This is a genomic window from Paenibacillus sp. FSL H3-0333, assembly GCF_038002805.1.
GTDB classification, from domain to species: domain Bacteria; phylum Bacillota; class Bacilli; order Paenibacillales; family Paenibacillaceae; genus Paenibacillus_AQ; species Paenibacillus_AQ silagei.
In genome coordinates, this window is sequence record NZ_JBBODG010000001.1 from 7,573,841 (window position 1) to 7,598,912 (window position 25,072).

At 47.6% G+C, this 25,072-nt stretch carries 22 protein-coding genes; 5 read left to right on the top strand and 17 right to left on the bottom strand.

What is annotated here, in order from left to right; genetic code table 11:
- The first annotated feature begins 124 nt into the window (after positions 1–124).
- The 3 genes from MHH78_RS32935 to MHH78_RS34005 all read left to right on the top strand — a co-directional run bounded on the left by MHH78_RS32935 (position 125) and on the right by MHH78_RS34005 (position 3,316).
- The gene (locus tag MHH78_RS32935; RefSeq protein WP_341170200.1) at positions 125–1,963 is read left to right on the top strand and encodes an HSP90 family protein; all 1,839 of its coding nucleotides are present in this window, start codon (positions 125–127) and stop codon (positions 1,961–1,963) included.
- Positions 1,964–3,022: a hypothetical protein gene (locus tag MHH78_RS32940; protein WP_341170201.1), complete on the top strand. Its 1,059-nt coding sequence runs from the start codon at positions 1,964–1,966 to the stop codon at positions 3,020–3,022. It abuts the gene before it with no gap.
- 219 nt (positions 3,023–3,241) lie between these two features.
- Entirely contained in the window at positions 3,242–3,316 is a 75-nt protein-coding gene (locus MHH78_RS34005; RefSeq protein WP_372238080.1) for a putative holin-like toxin, read from the top strand.
- Positions 3,317–3,526: 210 nt separating this feature from the next.
- On the opposite strand, the gene MHH78_RS32945 is transcribed toward MHH78_RS34005, so the two are convergent.
- Positions 3,527–7,564 (bottom strand): S-layer homology domain-containing protein, encoded by a 4,038-nt coding sequence (locus MHH78_RS32945; RefSeq protein WP_341170202.1) that lies wholly within the window; start codon positions 7,562–7,564, stop codon positions 3,527–3,529.
- Positions 7,565–8,013: 449 nt separating this feature from the next.
- Between MHH78_RS32945 and MHH78_RS32950 the strand changes: the two genes are divergently transcribed.
- Both MHH78_RS32950 and MHH78_RS32955 read left to right on the top strand, forming a co-directional pair.
- A complete protein-coding gene (locus MHH78_RS32950) occupies positions 8,014–9,135 on the top strand; it encodes a C45 family autoproteolytic acyltransferase/hydolase (RefSeq protein ID WP_076080251.1) in 1,122 nt (373 codons plus the stop codon).
- Positions 9,136–9,153: 18 nt separating this feature from the next.
- On the top strand, positions 9,154–10,029 hold the full coding sequence (locus MHH78_RS32955) for an AraC family transcriptional regulator (RefSeq protein WP_076080249.1): 876 nt from the start codon (positions 9,154–9,156) through the stop codon (positions 10,027–10,029).
- On the opposite strand, the gene MHH78_RS32960 is transcribed toward MHH78_RS32955, so the two are convergent.
- The 16 genes from MHH78_RS32960 to MHH78_RS33035 form a co-directional block, all read right to left on the bottom strand.
- Complete coding sequence (locus MHH78_RS32960) at positions 10,022–10,369, bottom strand: hypothetical protein (RefSeq protein WP_076080247.1); 348 nt, start codon at positions 10,367–10,369, stop codon at positions 10,022–10,024. The genes MHH78_RS32955 and MHH78_RS32960 overlap by 8 nt on opposite strands.
- Before the next feature lie 20 nt (positions 10,370–10,389).
- Positions 10,390–11,145 carry an NAD(P)/FAD-dependent oxidoreductase gene (locus MHH78_RS32965; RefSeq protein WP_341170203.1) on the bottom strand — a complete coding sequence of 252 codons (756 nt, stop codon included), beginning with the start codon at positions 11,143–11,145 and terminating at the stop codon, positions 10,390–10,392.
- Between the two features lie 463 nt (positions 11,146–11,608).
- Complete coding sequence (locus MHH78_RS32970) at positions 11,609–12,658, bottom strand: hypothetical protein (protein ID WP_341170204.1); 1,050 nt, start codon at positions 12,656–12,658, stop codon at positions 11,609–11,611.
- Between the two features lie 46 nt (positions 12,659–12,704).
- Positions 12,705–13,658 carry a class I SAM-dependent methyltransferase gene (locus tag MHH78_RS32975; protein ID WP_341170205.1) on the bottom strand — a complete coding sequence of 318 codons (954 nt, stop codon included), beginning with the start codon at positions 13,656–13,658 and terminating at the stop codon, positions 12,705–12,707.
- A 5-nt stretch (positions 13,659–13,663) separates the two neighbouring features.
- Positions 13,664–14,512: an FkbM family methyltransferase gene (locus tag MHH78_RS32980; protein WP_341170206.1), complete on the bottom strand. Its 849-nt coding sequence runs from the start codon at positions 14,510–14,512 to the stop codon at positions 13,664–13,666.
- Between the two features lie 39 nt (positions 14,513–14,551).
- A complete protein-coding gene (locus tag MHH78_RS32985; RefSeq protein ID WP_341170207.1) occupies positions 14,552–15,364 on the bottom strand; it encodes an ABC transporter permease in 813 nt (270 codons plus the stop codon).
- A 4-nt stretch (positions 15,365–15,368) separates the two neighbouring features.
- Positions 15,369–16,178, bottom strand: coding sequence for an ABC transporter permease (locus MHH78_RS32990; protein WP_076080235.1), 810 nt, complete (start codon positions 16,176–16,178; stop codon positions 15,369–15,371).
- Complete coding sequence (locus MHH78_RS32995; RefSeq protein ID WP_143803772.1) at positions 16,156–17,160, bottom strand: ATP-binding cassette domain-containing protein; 1,005 nt, start codon at positions 17,158–17,160, stop codon at positions 16,156–16,158. The genes MHH78_RS32990 and MHH78_RS32995 overlap by 23 nt, the downstream gene beginning before the upstream one ends.
- Before the next feature lie 31 nt (positions 17,161–17,191).
- Positions 17,192–18,322, bottom strand: coding sequence for a radical SAM/SPASM domain-containing protein (locus tag MHH78_RS33000; protein ID WP_341170208.1), 1,131 nt, complete (start codon positions 18,320–18,322; stop codon positions 17,192–17,194).
- A 90-nt stretch (positions 18,323–18,412) separates the two neighbouring features.
- Positions 18,413–19,501, bottom strand: coding sequence for a radical SAM protein (locus tag MHH78_RS33005; RefSeq protein WP_341170209.1), 1,089 nt, complete (start codon positions 19,499–19,501; stop codon positions 18,413–18,415).
- 27 nt (positions 19,502–19,528) lie between these two features.
- On the bottom strand, positions 19,529–20,677 hold the full coding sequence (locus MHH78_RS33010; RefSeq protein WP_341170210.1) for a UDP-glucuronosyltransferase: 1,149 nt from the start codon (positions 20,675–20,677) through the stop codon (positions 19,529–19,531).
- On the bottom strand, positions 20,674–20,925 hold the full coding sequence (locus tag MHH78_RS33015) for an acyl carrier protein (protein ID WP_036730883.1): 252 nt from the start codon (positions 20,923–20,925) through the stop codon (positions 20,674–20,676). Before MHH78_RS33015 ends, MHH78_RS33010 begins: the two co-directional genes overlap by 4 nt.
- A gap of 13 nt (positions 20,926–20,938) precedes the next feature.
- A complete protein-coding gene (locus tag MHH78_RS33020; RefSeq protein WP_341170429.1) occupies positions 20,939–21,880 on the bottom strand; it encodes an NAD-dependent epimerase/dehydratase family protein in 942 nt (313 codons plus the stop codon).
- 150 nt (positions 21,881–22,030) lie between these two features.
- A complete protein-coding gene (locus MHH78_RS33025) occupies positions 22,031–23,089 on the bottom strand; it encodes a hypothetical protein (RefSeq protein WP_341170211.1) in 1,059 nt (352 codons plus the stop codon).
- A gap of 11 nt (positions 23,090–23,100) precedes the next feature.
- A complete protein-coding gene (locus tag MHH78_RS33030) occupies positions 23,101–24,591 on the bottom strand; it encodes a class I adenylate-forming enzyme family protein (protein WP_341170212.1) in 1,491 nt (496 codons plus the stop codon).
- A complete protein-coding gene (locus MHH78_RS33035; RefSeq protein ID WP_341170213.1) occupies positions 24,588–24,827 on the bottom strand; it encodes an acyl carrier protein in 240 nt (79 codons plus the stop codon). Before MHH78_RS33035 ends, MHH78_RS33030 begins: the two co-directional genes overlap by 4 nt.
- Positions 24,828–25,072: the final 245 nt, after the last annotated feature.

Below are 25,072 nucleotides of genomic sequence, written 5' to 3' on the forward strand. Positions count from 1 at the left end.
TGTATTTTCAAGGCAGGGGAATTAGGAGGATTGGGAATATCTGTTTCTTATAATGCGGCTTCTGGGTAATACATAGAGTTGTGTCTGTCTACATATCAATTGATTACAGAATAGGAGAACAAAGATGGAGAATCAGAACCAGGATACTTATCGCTTTCAGGTCAACCTAAGCGGTATGATCAACATTTTGTCTAACCATTTGTATAGCAGTCCGAAGGTATTCTTAAGAGAGCTGCTCCAGAATGGCATCGACGCGATTACTGCACGCCAGGCCTATTCCCCAGCGGGCTACGAAGGCAAAGTTCATATCGAGGTAAGCGGAACCTCTACCGGGGCGACCTTACTGGTAGAAGATAACGGAATCGGGTTAAACGAGGCAGAGATTCATGAGTTCCTGGCCATGATCGGACAATCCTCCAAGCGGGGCGAAGATTTTCTATCCACCAACACCTCTTTTATCGGGCGGTTCGGCATCGGGCTCTTATCCTGCTTCATGGTGAGTGACGATATCGTTATGGTTACCCAGTCCGCCAAGGGCGGCCCTGCACTGGAATGGCGCGGGAAGCCGGACGGCACCTATACGATCCGCAAGCTCGAAGGGGAGCACGCTCCGGGCACCAAGGTTTTTTTGCGTTGTAAAGAAGGGTCCGAAGCTTACTTCGAGGAGAGCAATCTGCAGGATGGGCTGTTCCATTACGGCGCTCTGCTGCCTTATCCGATCCAGCTGGTGTCGGACCGTAACACCCGCCTGATTAATCCGCTGACCCCGCCGTGGGTCAAAGATCCGCAGCTGGCCCGGAAGCATCGTAACGAGGTGCTGTCCTTCGGTAAGCAGGTGCTGGGAGAGACGTTCCGCGATTTCATCCCCCTGCACACCGCCTCGGGCCGGACGGGAGGCATCGCCTTCATTCTGCCGCACGCGGTGAACCTGAACGCCAAACGCAATCACCGGGTATACCTGAAGCACATGCTGGTCTCCGAAGCTGCCAGCAATATCCTGCCGGACTGGGCCTTCTTCGTGAAATGCCTGATCTGGACCGATGAGCTGCAGCCGACCGCTTCCCGGGAGCATTTCTACGAGAATGCCCAGCTGGAGCAGGTGCGGGAAGAGCTCGGGAACTCCATTCGTCAGGAATTGATGCGGATGGCCGAGTACGACCCGGATCGCCTGCAATCGATCATTTCACTGCACGCCTTATCGATGAAGGCGCTCGCTGTGGAAGATTCATCGTTCTATTCTATCATTCACGAGTGGTTGCCGTTTGAGAGCACTTATGGCAGAAAGACGCTTGGCGAGCTGAAGCAGCAGCCTCCTCTGTACTTCACGGCCACGCTGGACGAATACCGCCAGATTACCCACGTGGCTTCGGCCCAATCCATGCTGGTGGTGAACGGCGGGTATATCTATGATGCCGAGCTGCTGTCCCAGCTTCCGCTCATTGACCCGGATGTGCAGACGGAACGGCTGCTGCCGGAGGAGGTGTCGTTATCCTTCACCGATATCACTCCTCAAGAGCGGCTGGACTACTACGAATCCGTAAGATTAGCAGACAGTGTGCTCCAAAAGTTCCGCTGCCAAGTGCAGCTGCGCCGCTTCAAGCCAGAGGAGATTCCTGTCCTCTACACACTGTCTGAGGAGTCCGCCCAGTGGCGTGTAATGGAAGCAACCAAAGAAGTGAGCACCGATGCCCTGGCCTCCGTACTGGGCAGCTTGGGCGCTTCGCTTAAGGAGACGGCATACGCCACACTCTACTTCAACCTGAATAATCCTGTCATCGGGCGGGCATTTCATCAGGCGAACCAGAAGATGCTGCCCTCCATTGTCGAGATGCTGTACTGCAATGCGCTGATGATGGGACATTATCCGATGAACCGCCAGGAGATCGCGCTGCTGAACCAGGGCATTATTCAATTTATAGATTGGGGATTGACGGCTAATCAAGCCACAGGAGGAGACGAATAGATGAATCTTACCGAGATGGATTTCGACGATTTGATGGAGGAAGCCTATGACCTGCCGGGCGGCAAGGCTAAGCTGGAGCTGCTGGAGCAGGCGGTACGGGTGGCCGATGCCGCAGGAGATATCGACCAGGGCTATGAGGCCCGCAGTGAAATCGTAGAGCTGGGCAGCTTCCACGGGTATCCGATGAAGGCGCTGGTCGCCTTCTCGTGGCAGCTGGGACAGTATGACAAGAACCCGGGCCGGTTCGATGATTACAGTCTGATGTGGTCGTACAAGTGGGTGCTGGACCGCATCACCGCTTTTGCAGATATCAGCCGCACTCAGATTGAGAACCTGCTGGAGGACATGAAGGCCCGCTATGCAGCCGAAGGCTACAGCAGCCGGACCTATCACTATTACCGGGCGAATATCCTCGAAGATTTCGGGGAGCTGGAAGCTTCAGAGGCCGAATGGGCGATTGTCCAGACCATGGACCGGGACGAGATGAGCGATTGTGAGGCTTGTGAGCAGCATGGCCTGGTCGAGTTCCTGGCGAAGCAGGCAGACGACGAAGCAACCGTTAAGGCAGCCGAGCCTATTCTCAAGGGCCGGATGACCTGCGGTGAGGTCCCGCATGTGACCATTACGAAGGTGCTGTTCCCTCTCCTGCGGCTGGGCCGCCAAGCGGAAGCGGATAAGCTTCAGAAGAAAGGCTATAAGCTGGTAAAAGGAAACCGCGACTTCCTGTATCACCAGGCAGAGCATATTGGTTACCTGACCCTGACCGATCCGGTCAAGGCGCTGGAGGTCTTTGAAGAGTATATCGCCTCCTCGCTCGATCATGAGAACCCGGCCGATCAGATGATCTTCAATGCCTACTCCGCCAAAATGTTCCGCCGTCTGGCGGAAGAATCCATCCGCTTCCAGGTCAAGCTTCCAGCCGGGCACCCGTGTGAGCGCCAGTCCGAAGACGTCGCTTCGCTTGCGAAGTACTTCACGCAACTGGCTCTCGCCACAGCGGAGAAGCTGGATAAGCGGAACGGTAACGGTTACTATACTGAGCTGATAGAGAAGCTGTAATCCTGCGTTCTGATGGCTGTCTGAAAGGACAAGCGTAAATAAGAGCAGCTCCCGTAATGGGGGCTGCTCTTTACACATTATAAATACGCATTTACGTCAAAATATATCCAAAATACGGTAATTACAAAACGTTTGATATGTTATACTAATTGAGCAATAGAATAGGCTTAAAAGGGCCGGTCGGCTACCTCTCTCAGAAGGGAGGGATGCCTTGTGACAGTGTTTGAAGCAATCATGCTGATGCTAACCTTTGGTTTGCTAATCGTAGCGCTGCTGTCCGATAAACGCAAATAGACCGCCCTCCTCGCAAAGGTATGCGGTCTATTTGTGTATCCTATTTGCCTGAGGCCTACCGCCCTTAAAAGCGGCTATTGCTCTAGAGAGTCGTGTTGGAGCACGGCTCTCTTAGCATTGTACGCCCGTTCTGCTTTTACTATACCACAGCCGTTAACGCATGTTAACAGTGGTTAACAAATTTTAACACCTTTTCACATAGCGAATCCCTTACTTATTATACAACCTGTAAAGGAATACCGCAGCTTCTGCTTTGGTGGTGTTGCCGGCCGGATTGACCTTGTTACCGCTGCCTTCGATGAGCCCTTCCTTCACCATGGCGGCTACGCTGTTCACCGCATAGGAAGCCACTTTGGACTTGTCGGAGAATCTCTCCAGATCCGCAGCCGTCCCCTGGCTATTCAGCTTCTTCTCCAGCTTCAGGGCTCTCTCGGTCAACACCATCATGTCTTGTCTGGTGATCTTAAGAGCGCTGCCGAAGCTGCCGTTGTCCAGGCCATTCGTAATCCCAAGCGCTTTGGCCATTCCAATCTCATTATAGTAGTAAGCATTCTCCTGTACATCGCTGAAGTTTCCATTTACCTTCGCAGTCAAGCCAAGTGCCCTGACGAGGGAGTACAGGAAATCTGCTCTGGTGATCTCGGTTGACGGATGGAATTCACCGCCCTCAGTCTTGAGAATATCCTTGGATGCAAGGACTTCGACCGCGTTCTTCGCCCATGCTGCCTTTCCGAGATCTGTGAATGTCTTGGATACATAAGCTACTGCGAAATCGCCGAGATGAGTAGTTGTGAAGGTTACCATACCGGTCTTGGAATCATAACGTCCGCTCGGTACGGTTAGAACATTTCCATTTACGTCAATATACCGGATAATAATCAGTTCAGGATTCTTCAATTCATCCGCAGACGGCTGGTAAGGTACGGATACGGTAACAGGTGCACCAGGATTGCTCCAGGCCGTTTCTTTTCCGTCCGTCTTAAGGCTAAGCTGAATGATCGGTCTATCGCCTAGAGCCGCCTTTACTTCCGCCGGGAGCCCCGACTTGTCACCTTTTCCAATCTCCAGCGATACTTCCTTGCCGCTGCTTTCAGGTGTGCCTGTCAACATATTACCGGAAATAACGACCTGACCGAATTCGGTCGAAATGGTCAGTTTGTTATCCTTGGTTCCGCCGGTCAGTGCTGCAGCAGGCAAGCCTACCGAGTATGATTTCACTCCTTGCACGGCAGGGATGTCCAGCGTCACATTTTTCTCGATGAGTTCCTTTGCTTTTGCCAGATCTGCTACCTTAACCATTGCGGTTCCATTGCTCACTGTTGCCTGCATGGTTACTTTCTGTCCTTCTACAACAGGTGCTGCTGGTGCAGGTGTTGCAGATGCAACAGGTGCAGACGTTGAATAGGTTCCACCAGGTGCAGGCGTTGCAGGTGCTGGTGTTGCTGGTTCAGGTGTTGCAGATGGTGTTCCTGGTTCCGGAGTGGACGGAGTCTCCGTCTTGCTGTTGGTTACTTTCAGGGTATACGTCTTGACCCTGCCGTCTGCCCCTGTGACCTCAATCTTTATATCTGTTGTTGTGCCAGGTGTCAGCGCTATAGCTTCGGAAGCTGTACCGCTGGCAACCACCTTATCGTTCACTTTAAGGGTTGACCTGCTGTCTGCCGCTGCTGCTGTCACAGTAATGCTGCCGGCATCCTTCAGGGACACCTCGTATTCTGTGGTTGCTGCGTTGAATACAGGCTCGAGTGTTCCCGCACTTAGTGTCAGGCTGCTGAGGTCTGCATTCACACTATTAGGTGTATAGACTCCAAGATCGCCAAGGTCGATTTTATTATTCTGAATAGTCTGATATTCGCCTGCAAAGTAATCATCCAGATACGAATGTCCCAGAATGAACCGGTCCGGCTTCATAGCACCATAGTAACCGGCATTTGCATTACTCTGACCGTCAAACAGGACATAGCTTCCCTGCCATCCGGAACCGGTTACGCCCCAACTGATGATGTGATCGATATAAGGGGCGAACTTGTTGAACATTTTGTACAGCAGCGCGTACTGATAACCAAGGGCGTCCGACTGTCTGACATTAAGCGCTGCTGGAGCAGTTGCGCCTCCTCCTGGAGCATCGGTCGGCACCTTAAGGTCAAGCTCAGAATAGGTAATACCCGACAGCAGCCCCCGGTCAACGAGAGAGGCATAAAGGGCCATCGCATATTGGTTGTCGCTGGCAAGGGTCTTACCCACCGCGTCATGTCCCTGGATTCCGATGTCTTCGATCAGGGGTCTTCCGTCATACAGCGGATCGGAGCGCCATGCGGTATTTAATTCAAGAACCATGTTATATACGGTTCTAGCTTTACTGCGGGTGGCAACCCCGTAATCGTTGTAGGTCAGCTTCGGAGGATTGTCAACGATGTAACTGTCAATGCTGCCTTTAGTATCGTGTCCATCCAACTTCATGTACTCTGGAAGGTCAGCGTAATTGGCTTTGTAAGCTTCCGCCATCTTGGCGTTGGGGGCCGCGATGTGCGCGTTTTTGAACAGCAGGTATACGTAATGATCGGTGATGTCGCCGCCAATCTCATCATCTGACATGGCAACAAGCCAGTTGGTATGCTTCAGGCTCGTTCTCCAGCTGTTCGGATCCTCAAGGATAAGTTCGCTATGACGGCTCTCGTGAACCTCTTCGTTGAGTACATCCCAGGAATTGAAGGGAATGACGCCACGGGATTCGCTTGAGCCGTACTTAGTATCTGTGGTCAGGAAGTGCCGCATCACATACATCGTATGGTTGAACTGCACTCTTCTCGCCATTTCTTTGTCTACCTTAACCGTGGTTGTAACGCCATTGCCCAGTCCGTAGAAATTGGCAGAGCCGTTATAACCGGAAGGAAGGTTCGCAGGAATCATCTGCGCCATCCAACCAGGGGCCTGGTTATACCATGCCAGAACATGGCCGTGAGACTTGTACTGCCCAGGAGTTCCAGAATCTCTGATCGCCTGATAAGAGTTGGTAGGGAAACTATACTCCGCTAAGCCAGGGGCAGTGGTTGCGCCGTTCAGCGCCTCTCCGTTCACGTTCTTCAGCCATTCCGGGCCACGGGGATGCGTACCCTCGGCCTTCAGATTGTTGCCGTCGACGAAGATCTCATAGTGATTGGCTCTCGTTCCGGTTACGGGCCCGGTACCGATCGCGCCGACCATGAACAGGCCATTCTCCTTATTGTACAGACTCTTTAGAGGCGCTACGACACTCTGGTGTTCCTTATTGACTACGCTCGGAAGCGCAACACCCTTCGGATCAGGTGCGGTAATCTCAATGTTAGAGACTAACAGCATACCGGTTTCTTCAGGACGGGCATTCTCCCCATGAAGCTCAAGAATGAAGTTCGAGGAATTGCCCGTTGAGGCGGTAATACTGTGATGCGCCTTCAACCAGGATTCGCCGTTGTAGCTGCCCACCCAGTCAGGATTCAAGTTGTTGTACTGGTATTCCCTGAGGTAGCTGTCGAGGTTATCGCTGCTATTTCTGACTCTCCATCTCATGAATTTGCCTTGCGCACTCTTCGGATAGTAGACATCGAATTCAATCGTTGAACCCGCTGTGACATTGACGGCCGGGGACAACGGGGATTCCAGACTGATGCCGCCGAAGGTGCTTTTTCCGTTATGGGCGTAATTAATCTGGAGCACTTCCGCTTTCCCTTGGGCATCTGCAAAAGGATACGCGATCGTCTTGAATGTCCCACCGGCAAAGTCGGCCGGGACACGGTTATCCAGCGGAGTTCTTGCCTTCCAGGCATTCGTAGGCGCCGTAACTTTTACAGGAACCTTACCCGGACCCGGATCAAGCCGGAAATAGGGATCGGAGCCGTCTGATTTAATATTTGCAGTAAAAGTGGCTATGGCTTCTTTAAGCGTTGCAATAGCTTCATCGGCCGGAGTGTTCGCATTGCGTGCGATTTCAAGCGCATCATTAAGCGCCTTGAGTTCGTCTACATGCACCCATGGAAAGGCCTGTTCCACATCCGAACCATAGACTGACCCATAGACAGACTGGCTGACCTGGAGCGGGAACTCCGTATTGCCAGTTTTAAGAGCTTCGGCTTGCGCAATGAGGTCGCTCAGTTCAACGGACGGTTCCTCTCCAGCCGCCGCAGCCGGGACGGGAGTATACGTGAAGATGGAGAACAACATGATGAGTACGAGAAGGCGGGAGATGCTGACTACATATTTTCTACTGTTCATCTAAGTTTGACTCCTTTTCTTATGGAGATTCTTACCCTTGGTTACGCCAAGTCTGGCTTGACAGTCAATCCTGCACCTCCCTCTGAACCTAATGGCAGACAATGTTTGAAAACGCATTCACAAAAGCGGATGGTTAGGCTGTAATAGCTCTCATATTAACAACAGGAAGAGAAAGTCTAAATACGGGTAATGCACGATTCATTATAATATATTACGAAAATGGACACACTTCTCAGCTCATCCTGCCAGGAAAAAGAAGATCTGGTGTGGTAATGGAATATCAGCTAAATTCTAATAGACCGCCCCCCTTTGCTATTCCGCCAATACATGTCCGATTTAGTTGTCCTTCCGCTCTAACCTATTTTGGTATTGAGCGAAAAAAACAGCACAAAATATCATGCACTGCTTCCCTTTCCACCTTAAACTATAGAAAAAAAAGGGGGGACAGTATGTTAACCCATTCCGTTCATACACTAGATTTGAAAGGAACAAGCTATGAAATTGGGTATAAGCTAGGCAACATTATTTCAGAAAATACAGCGCTCAAGATTGCTTACACTCGTACACTCGAAGGCTTTGGTCTAAAAGAATATAAAGACGCAGTCAAACTATTCGATGAGTGGTGCCCAGGCATTTCAGAAGAAATGGTTGGCTTTGCCGATGCATTAAAGGTTAATACCGAGCAAATCGCTTACTACGCCATGACGTATCTGCTACCGCGATGCAGTCAGATTGCCTTGCTGCCAAGTATGACAGCACAGAACAAGTCATTGTTAGCTCGCAACTATGAATTCAATCATAAGTTAGAGGATTTTGTGTTAGTCAGAACCTTAGTTACAGGTAAATACACACACATGGGCACAAGTACAATGAGTTTTGGGAGAGACGACGGTTTTAATGAGCATGGACTTGCTGTTACAATGAGTGCTTGCGGCTTTCCTGTTGGGGCTGTGCCCTTTTTGCGTGCACCTAAAGTAAAAGGATTACATTTCTGGGCAGCCATTCGGGCGCTACTGGAAAATTGTAAAAATGTCGAAGAATCACTTTATTATTTGAAAGAGATGCCGATTGCCTGTAATGTCAATTTGATGCTGCTAGATAAAAAAGGGAATGCCGCCTTGTTTGAAACGATGGACGGCATGCATGCAACGAAGCAAATTAGTCCAGCTTCGCAAGAGCAATTCCTCTGGGCTACCAATCATCCAGTTCTTCCACCATTAGTTCGTTATGAGCCTCAGGCTGCCGCTCATTCTTTGCGGCGAGGGGAGTGGATCGCTTCCCAACTGAAAGGAGCAACAGCTATGACGAATGAACATCTTAAGGAGATGCTGTTGTCCAAATACCCGAATGGGCTGTGCAGTCATTATTATGAGGATTACTTTGGTACAACCAAAAGCATGGTGTTCTCCCCCGCAGACGGTATAATAGAACTATGTTGGGGCGGGAGAGCGGAAAATGGCTGGAAGACTTATGATTTAAAGCAAGCTCTACCAGACTCCACAACAAGTATCCAGATTTGTATGGAGATAGCGGACAAAGCTATGTTCGATTATCAACCTTTGAACAGTTGACCGATGGAGGGATTCAAATTGGACTATCGACTGGCGATAGAGCAAGCGATAATCTATATTGAAGACATGCTTGGCGAAGCGATTAAAGTGGAGGATGTTGCTAGGGCAGCAGGGTATTCCTACTATCATTTGAACCGCCAATTCACCACTATATTAGGGGAAAGCATCGGCAGCTATATTAGGATGCGTCGACTGGCCAATGCTGCAAAGGCGTTGCTTTACTCAAACAAAAGAATTATAGATGTTGCGCTAGACAACGGCTTTGAGTCCCCCGAGTCTTTTAGCCGCGCGTTTAAATTCATATATAAGGTCAGCCCGCAGGAATACCGTATCAATCGACTGGACACCTTCATTGCTTCCAAGACTAAACTGCACGCTAATTTATTGGAGCATCTAACTTGTAATGTTACTGTACATCCTACCATTGTAAATCTCCCAGAGACAAAGGTCGCCGGAATACGTGGAGAAACAACGCTCAAGGATAACAAACTATACGAGCTGTGGAAGAAATTCAACAAAATTTCTACTCAAATTCCCAATCGTTCACTTAATGGACGAGGATTTGGCATCTGCGAGGCCTGTCATGAAAACAGCCTGTACTCCATGAGTGATGAGGTGCTATTTACGGAGATCGCTGGCATCGAAGTGGATTCTTTTGAAGGACTTCCTGCAAAATTTGTGCAAAAGGTAATTCCAGAGGGGCGTTACGCCATATTCACTCACACTGGCACACTACGCACGCTTCCCCAAACGTTCCATTATATTTGGGGAACGTGGTTCCTTAACACGAAAGAGGAAATGGACGATCGGGAGGATTTTGAGCTATACGATCAACGATATTTAGGATATGATCATCCTGATTCCAAAATAGACCTGTACATTCCTATCAAATAAAAAACATCCTTTCAGGTTTCAACATGAAACGAACCCAATACATTAGAGATAGCACAGCAGTGAGCAACCAGACAAGTAAACAGATGATGGCTAGTATCGAAAACAAACCAACTTCAAACATAGAACGGCCAAGACTAGTCTGAACGGCTATAAACAAAATAGCAGTCAACCAAGCTATGCTTCCTGTATGCAGGAGCAGGCGCTGTCTGTCTTGTTGTTGATTCGAATGTTCCAGCAGCCAGGCCGGTAACAATAGTGTTTGCAACGAGTGAAGACCAATTCCGTGTAGTACAATAAAATTACCTCCAGCTCCGATAAAACGGCTTTGCAAGATAATCATGATAATTCCTGCCAGATTAGCTATAAATACCGAGAGCAAAGCATAACGAATACCGATGATAAGTACTGGGCGCCGATCACGTATCCTTCTGGAGTGACCGGCAACCCGATGCTTTGCAGCATTGGATTGGGTAACAGCCCCAGCGTCCAGACACATAGGCCGACGGACATCGTTTCGCCGCTAGATAAGGTTAGCGTCCCCTCTTTCTCCTGTAACACCCTGCTCCCATGTAAGATAGTTACTCCGCAAGCGTTAAGTGAACGTTCCAGTTTAACTCCTACCTTAGCCGGGCCTTCCGGAAAAATCCCCTTGTTCGCGTTAAATAGTTTTATCCTCACAGCACCCGGATCAAGTCCCAATTGCTGCGCATCTTCTCGAACGAAATGAGCCAGTTCGGCAGCTGTCTCAATGCCGCTTATGCCCGCTCCCGCAACGCCAATGGTCATTAATCTCTGACGCTCTTTCGCGTTTGTTTCCTTAGCAGCCTTCTTTATATTTGCTCGCCACGCCTCTCGGATTTTCCAAGCAGCGTCTAAACTCGCTAATGCCATACCTCCTTGATCAGGGTCGGGTTGCCGCACGACGCTGCCCAACGCCAAAACGAGGAAATCATAATTTATCGAATTCTTATTTCCTTCAGCATTCTGACAAAGTAGCCTTCTTTCCCCTGATTCGATTTTCGTTACAGTAGCCTGAACGAATTCAACCCCCTCGGGAAATAACCTAGTCAGAGGGATAGTAATCTCTTCATCTCTTACCGCGGGCTTAAAAAGCAATACTTTGCGAAAGTGATAAGGGTTCTTATCGATTCAAATAAGTCGGAGTGTTCGTTTACTTGCTTGACCCTTAAATGTTTTCCGAATTGCTTTAACTGCATTAATGCCCGCATATCCTCCGCCAATGACGATGCATGTCAATTCTTTCAACACAACCACCCCTTATTCTATTTGCATATAAAACGAGATAAGGGATCGTTTTGTGACAACAACGTTATGTTGACGACTGCCGATTATTTGTGCTCGAAAAATTTAGCCGTCACTTGTGGCACGGTCCACCGCTTTGTAGCTTGAGCAATACTGTCACATCTCATCAATTCATTCAGAACCATCAATATTAGGCACTCCACATGTATGGAGTATCCAGTGAGAAGAAGTTATACGGTACTCTCACCACTGTCGTCCAAGTACAACTCGGGCCTTTAAATGTTTTTGTAGTTCTACCCCTCAAATTGAAAACTGCTCATATAGTTCTTAAATCGCTTGCAGCCTCTAACATTAAATAAAATTGATGATGAAAATGCACTTCATTATTATATATTTTTGTAAATAAACCCATACACTTATCTATGATTTCCCCAGTGAACGTTTGGGACATGATGGCTTTATTCGAATAGAACCTTACTGTCTTCCAGTCATTAATAATTTGGTCCAATAACGGGTCAAGCGTATCTTTGGCATTGATATGATCAAGGTTATACTTATAGAGCGTATTTAACCTGTATTTCTCAGAACATTTTCTATAAATAGTACTGCTTAGTGTTTCTATAATCGTTTCATTGGTTAGAATGAGCTTGTAATTTTCTGCCAACAACAATATATTATTCAAACTTTCCGTGATTTCGTTTTGATACCTGAACATATTATCTACAAAACTATTGATGCTGGTGTGTGCTGACTTCTTATGGTTCAAGAGCTCATGATCAGCGGGGGACACTAGTGCATATTCCCAAAAGTAATTTGGCATCTTTACGTGTTCCGGAGTCAGGCAAGACAATTTAAATTCTGAAAATGGCAGAGAATATTGTCTGTATTCTGTAATATCATCAACCGTATAAATTTCCCCGTTCGTAAGATTGAAGCCATAGACAAAAACAGGATGCAGTCCATGTTTTTTGTTATAGTAAAAGTCTCTCCCGCGTTGATAAAATAAATCAATAAAAATGGAAATCGGATGACCCCTAGAAATAGAGTTTATGATCTCATCTTGTAAAGTATCTAATGCAGGAGATGTTCTACGAACAGAGATACCCATTTCCTCAAGTATCTTCTCTTCATCCTCGAGATTCAACACTTCTAACTTGAAATATCCTCTTGTTTGTATTTTTTGTTTATCAAATCTATAAATACTAATGACATTATTCAGAATCGGCAGCTCAGCTTTTTCGAAATAATTGGCAAGCGTTAATAACAAATTGTAGTCGCAACTAAAATAAGGAAAATTATGATGAGGAAACATTTTGATCATGCCGTCGAAGGGTTGAAAGGTATCCAGGGAAACAATTTCATCCATAAAATATTTCTCCTATACTAAAATTATTGTCGCTATTACGGCTATACTACCGCTTAACAAGGTTCATCATACGGTATTGCCGCGTTACAGCCTTCATCTCTTCATATTTCTTCGAGCCGGGCAATGCGATGAAATCATTAATATCTCCAATATTCGTACCCGCGCCTACGTTGCTTGCAATCCCTTGTGTGCCCGTACGCTGCTTTGCATTCTCATCACATGATAGAAGAACATTCGAAGTCACATCCTGATTGCGGATTACAGACAGGCCTGCTTCCTCTAACAGCCTGACGTTCTGCGCTACCTGATCTCCCAGCATCAGCTCCGTATACAGAAATACGCCCCCAACTCTCATTATCCGGTACACCTCTTCGTAGAAGCGTGATCGGTTCGGATAGGCATGCGCGGATTCCATGTTCAATACAACATCGAAGCTCTCGTCTGCAAACGGTATATTCTCCGCATCTCCGACGAGATAGAAAGCTTCAGCCCATCGGGATTTGGCACTGCAATACGCAATATTCGAAGGGCAGATGTCGAGACCGACAATAGACAGAGGCTTGAAATATTTATACAAAGCTGCTATATTCCCTCCCCTGCCGCATCCGATGTCGATTACCTGCCGCTCCCGAATCGCCGTCCTGCCCACTGTCTCAAGCAGCAGCTTGACTGAGTTTCTATTCCATGCATCGTCGGGCTCGATCACCGCATGTTGCTCATTCCCGTGCGGGACGTAACCATAGTTTAAAAAGGTGGCGAATCGGCCTATACCGGACAGCGCAAGGGAGTGCGAAATCTCGCTATAATCCTGAATTTCAGCCTCTTTCCGGTTCCAATCGGAAGGGTGGGCAACCTGCTCACGCCGGTCGAGCATCGATACATAACGGTCATCGATCGTATATACCGCATCGCAGCTGCAGCATTGCAGCAATGCCTCCGACTGGACCAGCACACCCTTGCAGCTGGAGCATACCAACCTTGCATGCAGATGCTGTAGCATGACTATCACCCAGCCGATATGTGCATTTGATTCAACGCGTACACATTATAGTAATTTGGGATATTCAAATCTTCGTAGTAATCAATCGAGACATTGAAGCCGTTGGTTCGGAAGATGTTTTCGAGCCTGCTGATCTGCTCTCCGTCCAGTCCGTGTACCTCCATTACAATTTGCCTGATTTTCCCCCAATCCTCCGGATGGATGCCTTCCAGTACCTCGAACTCACTTTTTTCCACGTCGATTTTGAGCAGATCAATTTGGTTCAGATCGTAATAGCGGATCATTTCGGAGATCGTAGTTAGCTTGCATCGATGGATTTGTTCATTCAGAAGCTTCGGCGACATCAGATGATCGACAAACCGGTTTAGCATGCGCGGGTCGGCGAAGTCATCCCGGTAATGGTTGATTAACCCGTACCGGAGATCCTGATCGTGGTTCTCCCGGTATTTGATCTGGACAGAATCCGTGGACATCGTAGGAAAATAGGCAAACTCCGCTTCCTTGATCTCATTGGAAAGCCCGACGTTAACCGTAGTTACGCGAGGCAGCGAGCTCGTATTCATCTTCAAGAGCTCAAACGTCGGAGGCAGTGGCTCAAAGGCATATACCCTGCAGTTACTCTTGCTGCTGACATATAGGGTGAACATGCCGATATTAGCCCCGACATCCATGACCGTGCCATGATCCGGGAGCGTAATCCCGTGCTTGAAATACATCTCCTTCTGGAAAATCTCGTTGTAGAGGAACTCGGTTTCTCCTTCGTTGTTTTGATAGATTTCGATCCCGTTGTCCAGCCGTTTCTTGGCGATGGCCTCTGTCTGCGGCGAAAAGCTCTTGTGCTCCATCCTGCTCATCCGATTCACCTTCTTAACAATTTGTTTTTTTGCTTATCTCTAACTGCTGGCGCTCTCATAGTGTCTGACGGCCAGCTTCCAGAACAGCCTGACCACTAGAAGCGATATCACAGGAGCTGCAAAAATCCATATCCCAAGGAACAAGTCCAACCGGTCGATCAAATAAACCGACGGCATGTTGGTGATAAACAGGATAGGCACGACATACAGCCCTATTCTCCGCAGCCATTTGGGGTATATGTACATTGGCATATTGTTCAAATCCCAACATTTGTCCAGTATGTCGAAGATCGAACCGGACTTCACCGTCCAGAAGGCGAGAATCTGCGGAAGCAGAAGCACCGAGTAGGTCACGATCGTGCTGCTCAAGATCACGCCGATATATCCGGCCAAGTGGATGAAGCTTGGTTCGATGCCAAGCCGCTGCCAGGCTATTACGATCATCGTGATCCCGGCGATCAGGTTCGGAATCGGAAACGCGAAGTTCACGTGCCGTAATGAAATCATGAACTGCAGCGATAGCGGCTTCGTCATATACAAGTCCAGCGTCCCGTTGCGGATATGGCCGGCGAATCTATAAAAGTTATCCATAAACAGTCCTGTATAGATGGCGATCATAATCGTATAAGTCCCGGTGAAGATCATCATCTGGTCAGGAGAAATTCCATTGATTTCGATTCCGAGCTGGTAAACGAAGACGATATAGATCAGCTTGGTGAACAGAAATACGGTCTCCATGATCAAACCGGAGTAGAAATTCGCTTTGTATTCCATGTAACCGACCAAGCTGTTCTTTGCGAAAATAAAATACATGCGTACATGCTTCCGAATCTCAGACAAGCTGATACTCACAGATCTAACCTCCAACGGCTACATATTTCTTCATCCCGGAATCCCAAGACAACTTGGAAATGATCATAAGCACAATGACCCAAACCGCCTGTAAGAGGAGCCCGGGCACGATTTCATGAATCGTCAAGCTCCCATTGATGATCTTAACCGGGAAGTATACGACATATTGAAACGGTAAATAGCTGGAAATTCTAGCAAACGTATCTCCGAAAATATTAAGCGGAAAGATGGCGCCGCTGAGCAGATAGACGCCTTGGTTGAACGCGATATAAACACCCCAAACCTCAGTAATGATGAACGCAAGTGCACTAATCGAATAAAAAAGCAGAAAGTTGATGAGCAGCCCGAACAGAATGCTGACCAGGAACAAAACGATTTGCCCCACTCTAAGCTGAAACTCCCAAATCTGAGTAAACACGATCATCAGGATGACGAATAAGACAAGGACAACCGCGGTCTGAACCGTTTTCCCGCCGAAAAAATTGCATATCCGATAGCTGAAATAATGAATAGGCTGAGCGATAAATTTGCTCAGTCCACCCGTCTTGATATCATTCGCGATCTCCCCTTCGAAGCCGGCAGAAACCAGCTTGGAGACGACGCCGGACAACACGGAATAAATGATGATCTGCGAATACGAATAGCCGTTAATAATCTCCTGCGGCGAACTGCGAAACACGGCCGTCCAGAGGAAGCATTGGACGAGTATGATGAAGCCGCCGCTGATAATACTCATCAGGAAATCGGTCCGATATTCCATCTCATTCTGAAGCGCAAGGATGTACGTCCTTTTATACTTCTGCAAGGCTTTCATGTCTGACCCCATCTTTCTGATATAAGCTTTCGATGCCTCGCTCGACAGGTATATCTTCAACTGTGAAATCAAGGATCGGGAACCGGTCCAGCATCATCTTGGAGAGTCGCTGAAGGTCATGCTTATCGATCTCCATAACGGCATTCAGGCCGTCATGTTGAGTAATAACGCCATAGTCGCTTAGCGCTTGTCTCGGTACTTCGTCCGTAAATTGCAGCTTGATAATCTTTTTGGCATGGAACAGCTCGTTCACACGCCGGAGATCGCCGTCGTATACGATCTTCCCTTGATTGATGATGATCGTTCGTTTGCACAGATCCTCAATATCCGCCATGTAGTGGCTTGTCAGAATGACCGTTGCCTTCGTCTGCTGGTTATAATACTTCAGGAACTCCCGAATGCGCTTCTGCGAAATCAGATCGAGTCCGATTGTAGGCTCATCCAGGAATATCACCTTGGGCCGGTGGATGAGCGACGCAATAAGCTCCATCTTCATCCGTTCTCCCAGCGAAAGCCTCCGCACCTGAATGTTGAGCAGGTCCTTTACGTCTAGAATCTCCGTAAGCTCATCCAGGACAAGGTTGTAGGGCTTATCCTCGACCTCATAGATGCATTTGTTCAGGTACAACGATTCATTCGCCGGCAGATCCCACCACAACTGCGATTTCTGCCCCATCACGATCGAGAACTGCATCTTGAATTCTTTCTTTCGCTCCCAAGGGACATAGCCTAATACCGTCGCCTGCCCGCTTGTCGGATACAAGATGCCGGACAGCATCTTAAGCGTAGTCGTTTTTCCGGAGCCGTTCGGGCCCAAGAATCCGACCATCTCGCCTTGCTCGATCACAAGCGATATATCGCTAACCGCTTCTTTGATCAGTGATTTGCGCTTCACTAGATTTTTGAGCGATTTTTTGAGGCCCAATTCTTTTTCGTAATACTTGAAGCTTTTGGACAATCCTTCCATCTGGATAATGCTCACTCGCGCACCTCATTTATGTGATTTAGAAGAGTTATACACCGTGCAAATGCAACACACTGCACTTGGAACATGCCGGTGTCAGTCGTTCGTCCATCATTTCCCTTATTCTTCTGTAGGTCATGCTATGCCATAATTCCTGTACAGACGTTTCATGTAATTTGCCGATCTCGAACTCCTTGAAGAATTTGCACGCGATAATTGTTCCATCGGGCGTAATATCCATCCGGTTCGAGAGCGCCAGGCACTTCTTGTTCATCGTGCCTTTACCCTTCACCTCTTTGCCAAGCACGAAATCTTCGATCTGGTCTTGATCCAGATTCGGCTGGTAGCGCAAACGCATTTTCCAGACCCGATGATTCACCCGGTCCAACTCGCTCATGAGAGCAGGAATACGCTCCGGATCGAGCTTATAGTTGAAAGCGTGCCAGCTTCGTTCACCCTTGTGTTCGCTCGCCGGAAGGAAGTGGAACTTCTGGTCGAAGTAATCGTCCATTCCCTGCGAGCATTCATCCGAGATGTACCACGGGAAGCAGACGATGACCAGATCTACGCCGACGCCCTCCAGAAAGTCCAGCAGATCGTACAGCTTGTCGGTCATGCCATCGTTAACAACGGTATGGATCGAAATTTTGCCTCTGAACCGGTTCTCCTTGCGCAGCTCGACAAGCATCCGGATAGCATCTATCGCCTTGTTGAATACTCCTTTGCCGCGAAGCGCATCATTCTCTTCTTCGAATCCGTCAAGCGCTATGAGCAGCTCCAGGTTATCGGATATTCTCTGCAAGGCGTCCAGCTTTCGCTCGATCAGCACCGCATTCGTGCAGATCGTTGTCTCACGAGGATGGGCTTCAAGCAAATCGGCCAACCGGTCGAAATGGCTGTATACAAGCGGCTCACCGCCCCAGATATAGAGTCTCGACTTGGCTGGTTCCGTCTCAAGGATCAGCTTCTCCAGCAGCCCGTAGTCGAGCTGTTCCCGCTGCTGCTCCGGTGTCATGAAGTGATGGTAGCCGGTGTCGTTCCATTGATAGCAATGCTTGCAGCGCAAGTTGCATTGGTTCGTCAGTTTAATCCCGACCGACTCTGGCAACGGTGTCGCGTAACCCGCTATTTTCTCAATGTTCCGCTTGGTTTCCATCGTATTCCTGATAGTACGTTTCAAAATTTGCAAATCCTTAGCGGAATGTTTGATCTCTGATTTCGGATTCATATCAACACACCCTTCTTAAACGTAATAGGTCATTCACATGAATCAGTAGATATAATACCTTGAACAAGCCGTACAAATCGGCAGCATATTTTTTTTCATATACGCGCGATACTCTTTGTACTTGTCACTGCGCCAGATATCCACCAAATTCTCTTCATTTACGTTGCCGAAGGTCAAATCATAGAAGGCATGGCAGGGCGAAACGTCGCCCCTTGCCGTAATCTCAGCATACGTCCATGGAAGAGAGCACTGTCTTCGCTTATCCGCCATCTGATGGAATTGCCCCGAGAAGTAGTTGTGCAAATTCAGTTCATCTGTAGTCTTCGGATAAGTGATCACATGAATACGGTTTTTCAAGCAATACGCTTTAACATTATTGAGCTGTCTCGTCAATTCGGGAATATCGATCTGGCTGAACGAACTGATGTCCTGCCAGACCATCCCCTTGGCATACGGAGCTTCATGCACATCGAATTCCTCTCTAAGAACATCCACATATTGGGCATACTGCTCTTCCGTGGCATAGAGCTGCACTTCCATGCTGATATGGTCCAGCATCGACAAGTCGATATGCTTAAAGAAAAATTCCTCGATGTACATATAGTTCAAGGGCGTAATGATAAAGGATACACCCATCTTCGGAAATTGCTTGCCTTTGCTTTGACGGAGCTCATAGAGCTTCTCGATCCCCTTAATCACTTTCTTGAATACGCCCTTGCCCCTCTGCCTGTCGTTGATTTCCTCAGGGCCGTCGAGTGACACCCAGATCTTATTGGGCGCAGTCTCGACAAGCATCTCGGCATGCTTCTCAAGCAATGTGCCGTTCGTAGGGAAGTCCGCTATGCTCCCATAATGATTGATCATGGCGAGAATGTCGCTCAGCCAAGGGTACATCAGCGGCTCGCCGCCGAAGAAATCGTAATACGGCTTGCCGGGGCTGCACTCCACGATAATCTTTTTGATCAGATCCGGGTCCAGCTGCGATAATGTTTTTTTGCTTTTGTAGGGCCCTTCGAGTCCCCACTCATAGCACATCTTGCATCGTAAATTGCACTCCTCGAGCAGCTGCAAGACGATCCATCTCGGATAGCTTGTCGTATCTCGGGCGACACTCAATTTGTTAACACTCATCGCATAACCCCTTCTGCCATTGAAATCTTACCTCTTCATTAACGCGACTCTCGAACAATAATGATCCACATAATTCGTCCGTTCGCCGGGTCTGTTCTTGATCGCTTGATGCATCTCCTTAAGGACATCTACGGAAAAATCCATCTCCCGCCACTTCTCGTAGCGTATTCCGAACCCAAGCGACTCCCACAATTCCAGATTGCTAAGCTCATGACTGCCGAACGGCTCCAGCAGAATAAGAGGGGTTTCGGATGCAAGCGAGTCGATCAATGTGCCCGCTCCCGGCTTAGCCACGATAGCCATCGCCTCCGAAGCAACGTCAAATAACCAATGATGATCAGCCTCAGCGGGGTATGATTTCGTGTCTTCTCCCGCTATTTCAATGTATGGCGGAAACTCGTGCAAGCCGTTCGCACTCTTCACCCATGCACACCATTCCGGATCGTTCATCCAATACCGGTGATCGGGATCAGGCTTCGCTTCGTTCCAATCATAAGCTACGATATCAAGCCCGTAGTTATGGCCGACAAGCTCTGGAACTTTACTTTGATAAGTGCCCATCCCCCAGCCGCCGCCATGAACAACAAGCCGCCGCTTCCTTGATTCGAAGGGTATTGGCGTACCAGGAAGAACCGGGATTTCGTATCGAATCTCCATCTTATCGGTGTCATAGAGACAAGCATTGTAATAATGCTCGTCATACCGGGGATGATACTTCTTCAGGCTCTTCCAGGACGGGGCCAGTTCTGAATCGACGTAGAGCAGGTCTACATGAATTGCATTCGGCAGCATCTTCTCCCTGTACAAATCCAGAATATAGACCCAGTGCCCGGATAGCGATATGAATTCGTACCGTTCTTCCGCTTTCCACGCCTCCAGCAATAGCTCTACCTGGGCGTAATCCATGCTGCTCCGGATATCCATCGGCATTCGGGCCGAAAAATTGGCAAGTGCGAAATTATTGTGGTACGCCGTCCTGCTGTCTGCAATATGATCCCTTTTGTCTTGCTCCAAATAGCTTTCGAACACGAGCACTTCCGTCGCGATATCCCTCTTCTTGAAACCGTTTGCAGATAATAGGCCGGGAATATAGAACCCCAGACCGAAACCCGAGCATAGAATCGTTACTTTCCGCTTATTCATAAGCTCCCGGACGCCCTTGCGTCTATCGTTCATACAGATGCCGTCTTCTGCAGCTCCGAGATATAATTGCAGAAGGTTGTAACCGACTCCAAAAAATCGAAGTCGAATTGTTCAAAATCGATTTCAATATCGAAACGCTCTTCCACCTTTAATAAGAAAGTAATTAGCTGTAACGAGTCGAGTCCCCCGTCTTCCATGATGCTGGAATGCTCGTTCAAGCGGTTTGCCAGCTGGGCGTCGTCCTTGATTTCGCTTATCATCGCTATGATCTGTTCTTGCATAGGTACCTCCCGTTTAATGGATATATTGACCTTGGTAATACTGGATCGTTCTAGCGAGTGCATCCTGCAAACCGATCGCCGGTTCCCAGTCCATAATCGTCCTTGATACGGTAATATCCGGCTTCCTTCTCCTGGGATCGTCTTCCGGCAGCGGGAGAAACTCGATCTGCGCGTTGGACTTCATGAGCTCCTTCAATACTTGGGCGACTTCAAGGATGGTGACTTCCTGCGGATTCCCCAAATTGACTGGCTGTTCATACGTGGTGCCCAGCAGTCTTATAATCCCTTCCAGCAAATCGTCGATATACTGAAAGCTTCTCGTCTGTCTGCCGTCGCCATAAATCGTAAGGTTGCGCTTGGACATGATTTGATTAATGAAATTGGTAATGACACGTCCGTCATATAAATCCATCTTCGGGCCGAATGTATTGAAGATTCGAATGACCCTTACCGGTATGCCGTATTTCCTGTTCATCCAGTAGGTGATCGCCTCTGCATACCGCTTCGCTTCGTTGTAGCAGCTTCTTGATCCAATCGAATTCACGTTGCCATAGTAGCTCTCCGGCTGAGGGTGAACGGTTGGGTTGCCGTAGATCTCGCTTGTTGAAGCCAAGAAGAAGGCAGCCTGCTTTTCTTTGGCCAGTTGCAGCAGATGCATCGTTCCTTCGCTGTTGACCCTCATCGTTTCGATCGGATAGGACAAATATTTGGGTGGGCTGGCAGGACTTGCGAAATGCATCACCCAATCGACCGGGCCTTCAACTGCGAGCGGATAAATGACGTCATGCTCGATAAACCTGAAATTTGGCGACCGCAAGAGATTGTCCATGTTGACAGGGGACCCGGTCAGAAAATTATCGACACCAATAACGGTATGTCCTTCCCGCAGCAGCCTCTCGGCAAGGTTGGAACCGATGAAGCCTGCGACTCCTGTTAATACAATGAAAATAAAGATCCCCCCATTGCCTAAGGTTGGTGAACGGTGCTTGAGGTGAGTGGATACGTGGTGGTTGTGCTTATTCCATACGCTGTACCGAAACGATTATAATCCCGGCATCACTCCCTCCATAGATATACCTGGCTGACATCCACTGCGCCCTCGATGTTACTGAATGCCTACCTGATTCAGCCATCGTTCAAGGAATATGGATTCTTCATTTTCTATATTCGTAATCAGCGTTTGTAAGCTTTTGGAAATCCTCGTATCCCTTGTCAAATTATATTTCATTGCTACATTCACAAGGATCTTTGCCTTAAGCTCAATGGCTGTGAATTCATCTATATGCTCTTGATTTAATTGATTTAGATGCCGATGATCGTACAAATACTTGAATCTTAGCGTCATTATCTTCTTATGATCATAAAGTAAATGAAAGGGTCTTATATCAAGCATAGCCTTATGTTCCGCTGTCTCTCTCACATAATTAACTAGAGTGGTGTATATTTGCATGCCGAAGTCAAGATGATCCCTGTCGCCCCCATAGTTGAACATCTCCCAATACTCGGGCGTTTTCATAGTGAAATAATTTCTTATAGAATTTATTAGGGTATCTGCACTGAATTTATCCTGATGTTGGCCATTGAATGTATACAGATACACCATTTCTCTAAGATAATCATGATTGGTTGTCAGATGATTAGTGTTGAACGCAAGCTTGAAATCGGCAAATGAGATCTCAGCCTGACTGTACACGCCGTTCTTAAAGAAATCGGAAACATACAATATCTCCCGATCTAAATCATAGCCGTACACAAATATGTCATGATGCAATTGGAGTCTATGATATCGGTCGCTTAAGGGCACATAGAAATAATTGATCATGGTGTGGATATAGTTATTGGCATTAATATTTTCTATAATAAAATGAATAACAGAGTCCCATTTAGTCGTTACAGTATTTCTATGTATCTTCTGAGTCGAAATCCATTTGCAACCATCCGAAGGCCGCAGCTCATACGCCAGAGGGAAATAGAAATCTCCCCAATGATGTTTATAATCTTTGTTAATAAATAATTGAATATAATTGCTGAATATCCATGGGTGCGCGCACTCGTAGTGGGTAAGTATGGACAAGAGATGGGCATGCTGCGTATAGGTTGTAATCATCGGATAACTGACCGGCAATATTTCGCTGCGCAATGTTTGAGTTGTATTCTTCAACATTTCGTTCACCCCTACTCATTTAGCAATAAGCACTTCGTACTTGCCCTGTCCAGTTTTCCTGTTTTTGTTTTTGGAATTTCATCTACAATCCTCCATTGTCTAGGTACCTTATACGAAGACAAATGCAAGTTGCAATGTTGTGTCAGCGCATCTAGATCAACCAGACATTCTTCACAAACTTTCAGAAATGCGATGGGTACTTCGCCTAATAGATCATCGTGCACACCAACAATCATGACTTCCTCCACTTCTTTCAAACCATATAAAAACTCTTCGATTTCTTCCGGATAAATATTGATACCGCCGGATATAATGATATTTTTCTTTCTGCCTGTAATGATGAGACACCCTGATTCATTCCAATATCCCAAGTCTCCTGTCTTTAACCAACCCTCAACAATGGTAACGTTGGTTAACTCCGGGTTCCTGTAATAACCGAGCATCACATTCGGGCCCTTGACCCAAATTTCTCCTGAAGCAGCAGGTCCTATAACCTCATTCTCTTCTTCGTCAACAAGCCGGACAGACACGCCACTGACGGGTGTTCCACAGGACAGGCTTCGGTCTCCCCGTTCCATCATACTCACCCGCGGAGAAGCTTCTGTTAGTCCGTAGGTTTGAATAATGTCCGCTTGGGGAAATACAGTCTGAAGCTGGTCTACTAATTTCGCGGGAATCGGCGCACCGCTTATAACAATAAATTCAATGGAATCAAAGGCACTCCAGTTGGTTGTCTGATGATAATCGGAAATAAAGTGCATCAATTGCGTAGGAACCGCTGAGAATGCCGTGACCGCCTTATCCTGAAACAGTCTAAACGCTGTGCGCGGCAGCAAGGGCAAGCTGATAAGCCTAATTCGGGTTCCAAATAGCATACAAGAAATCAATTGCGTGACAATTGTAGAACTGAAATGAACGGGCATCGTTACAAGAAACGAATCTTGATCCGTATAACCCACCTCTCTTCCATGTGCCAACGCATTCGTTAATACATTCTCATGGGATAACATAACGATTTTAGATTGTCCGGTTGTGCCCGATGTAGGAAGGAGAATAGCACATGAATTGGGATCGGACGGATTCGTGAGCGAGATCGATTCAAACGAAGGCACCGGTTCTTGCGAGAAATCCTGAGCGGTAACCCAATAAATATGGCGATTTAAACGCGCAGGCTGTGCATATTTGCTGATAACCAGCTTGGCGTCACTGGCTTGTAAAATATTTTCAATCTCAGTTAGGGATGCCGAGTAAGGAACCGGTATTAGTACATGACCGCTGAACTGAATGCCAAGCGCCGCAGTAATGAACAAGGGCTCATTATTTGTGTATACCGCTATATGGCTACCGGCCTCAAGCTCAAAGTTCTTTTGGATATATAGAGCAATCAAGTATGCTTCTGTCATCACTTCCGCATAAGTCCACTGCTGCTTTAGATCTTGAAGGATAATTTGATCCTTGCGATCACAAGCCTCCATGAATAAACGCTGAATGATAGTCATCATATCGTTTTCCCGGTCAAATAATTAAGGATTAGTCCAGCCGTGGAGAACTTTTCAAATAATAGATCCTCATCAGGGATCGAGATATTAAACTTCGATTCCATTGAAACAATAAGCTTGATGAAGCCTGCCGAATCGATCCCCAGGTCCAGCAAACGGGTATCGGGATCTTCCGGATACTCGATGTCCAGCTCAGCAAAAACTTCATCTCTCAAGATAGATTCTATTGATTTAGACATCCTGTTTCCTCCGTTAGATAATCTTTAGAAAGGCTGATTAGAGAGGATAGCATACATGGTGATATTCAGTAATGAACAGGTGAAAGTGAGTGTGAAGGAGAATAATCTCAAAACGATGGACAATGTGCATTCGCACGAAAAGAGTTGTTTGCAGAGATGCTGCAATTAATGCTGGAGGCGGAATATGACTCGGTGCAGGAATGAAAAGCAGAAAAAAGCATTTTCCCAAGCGATAAAGCCCTGCT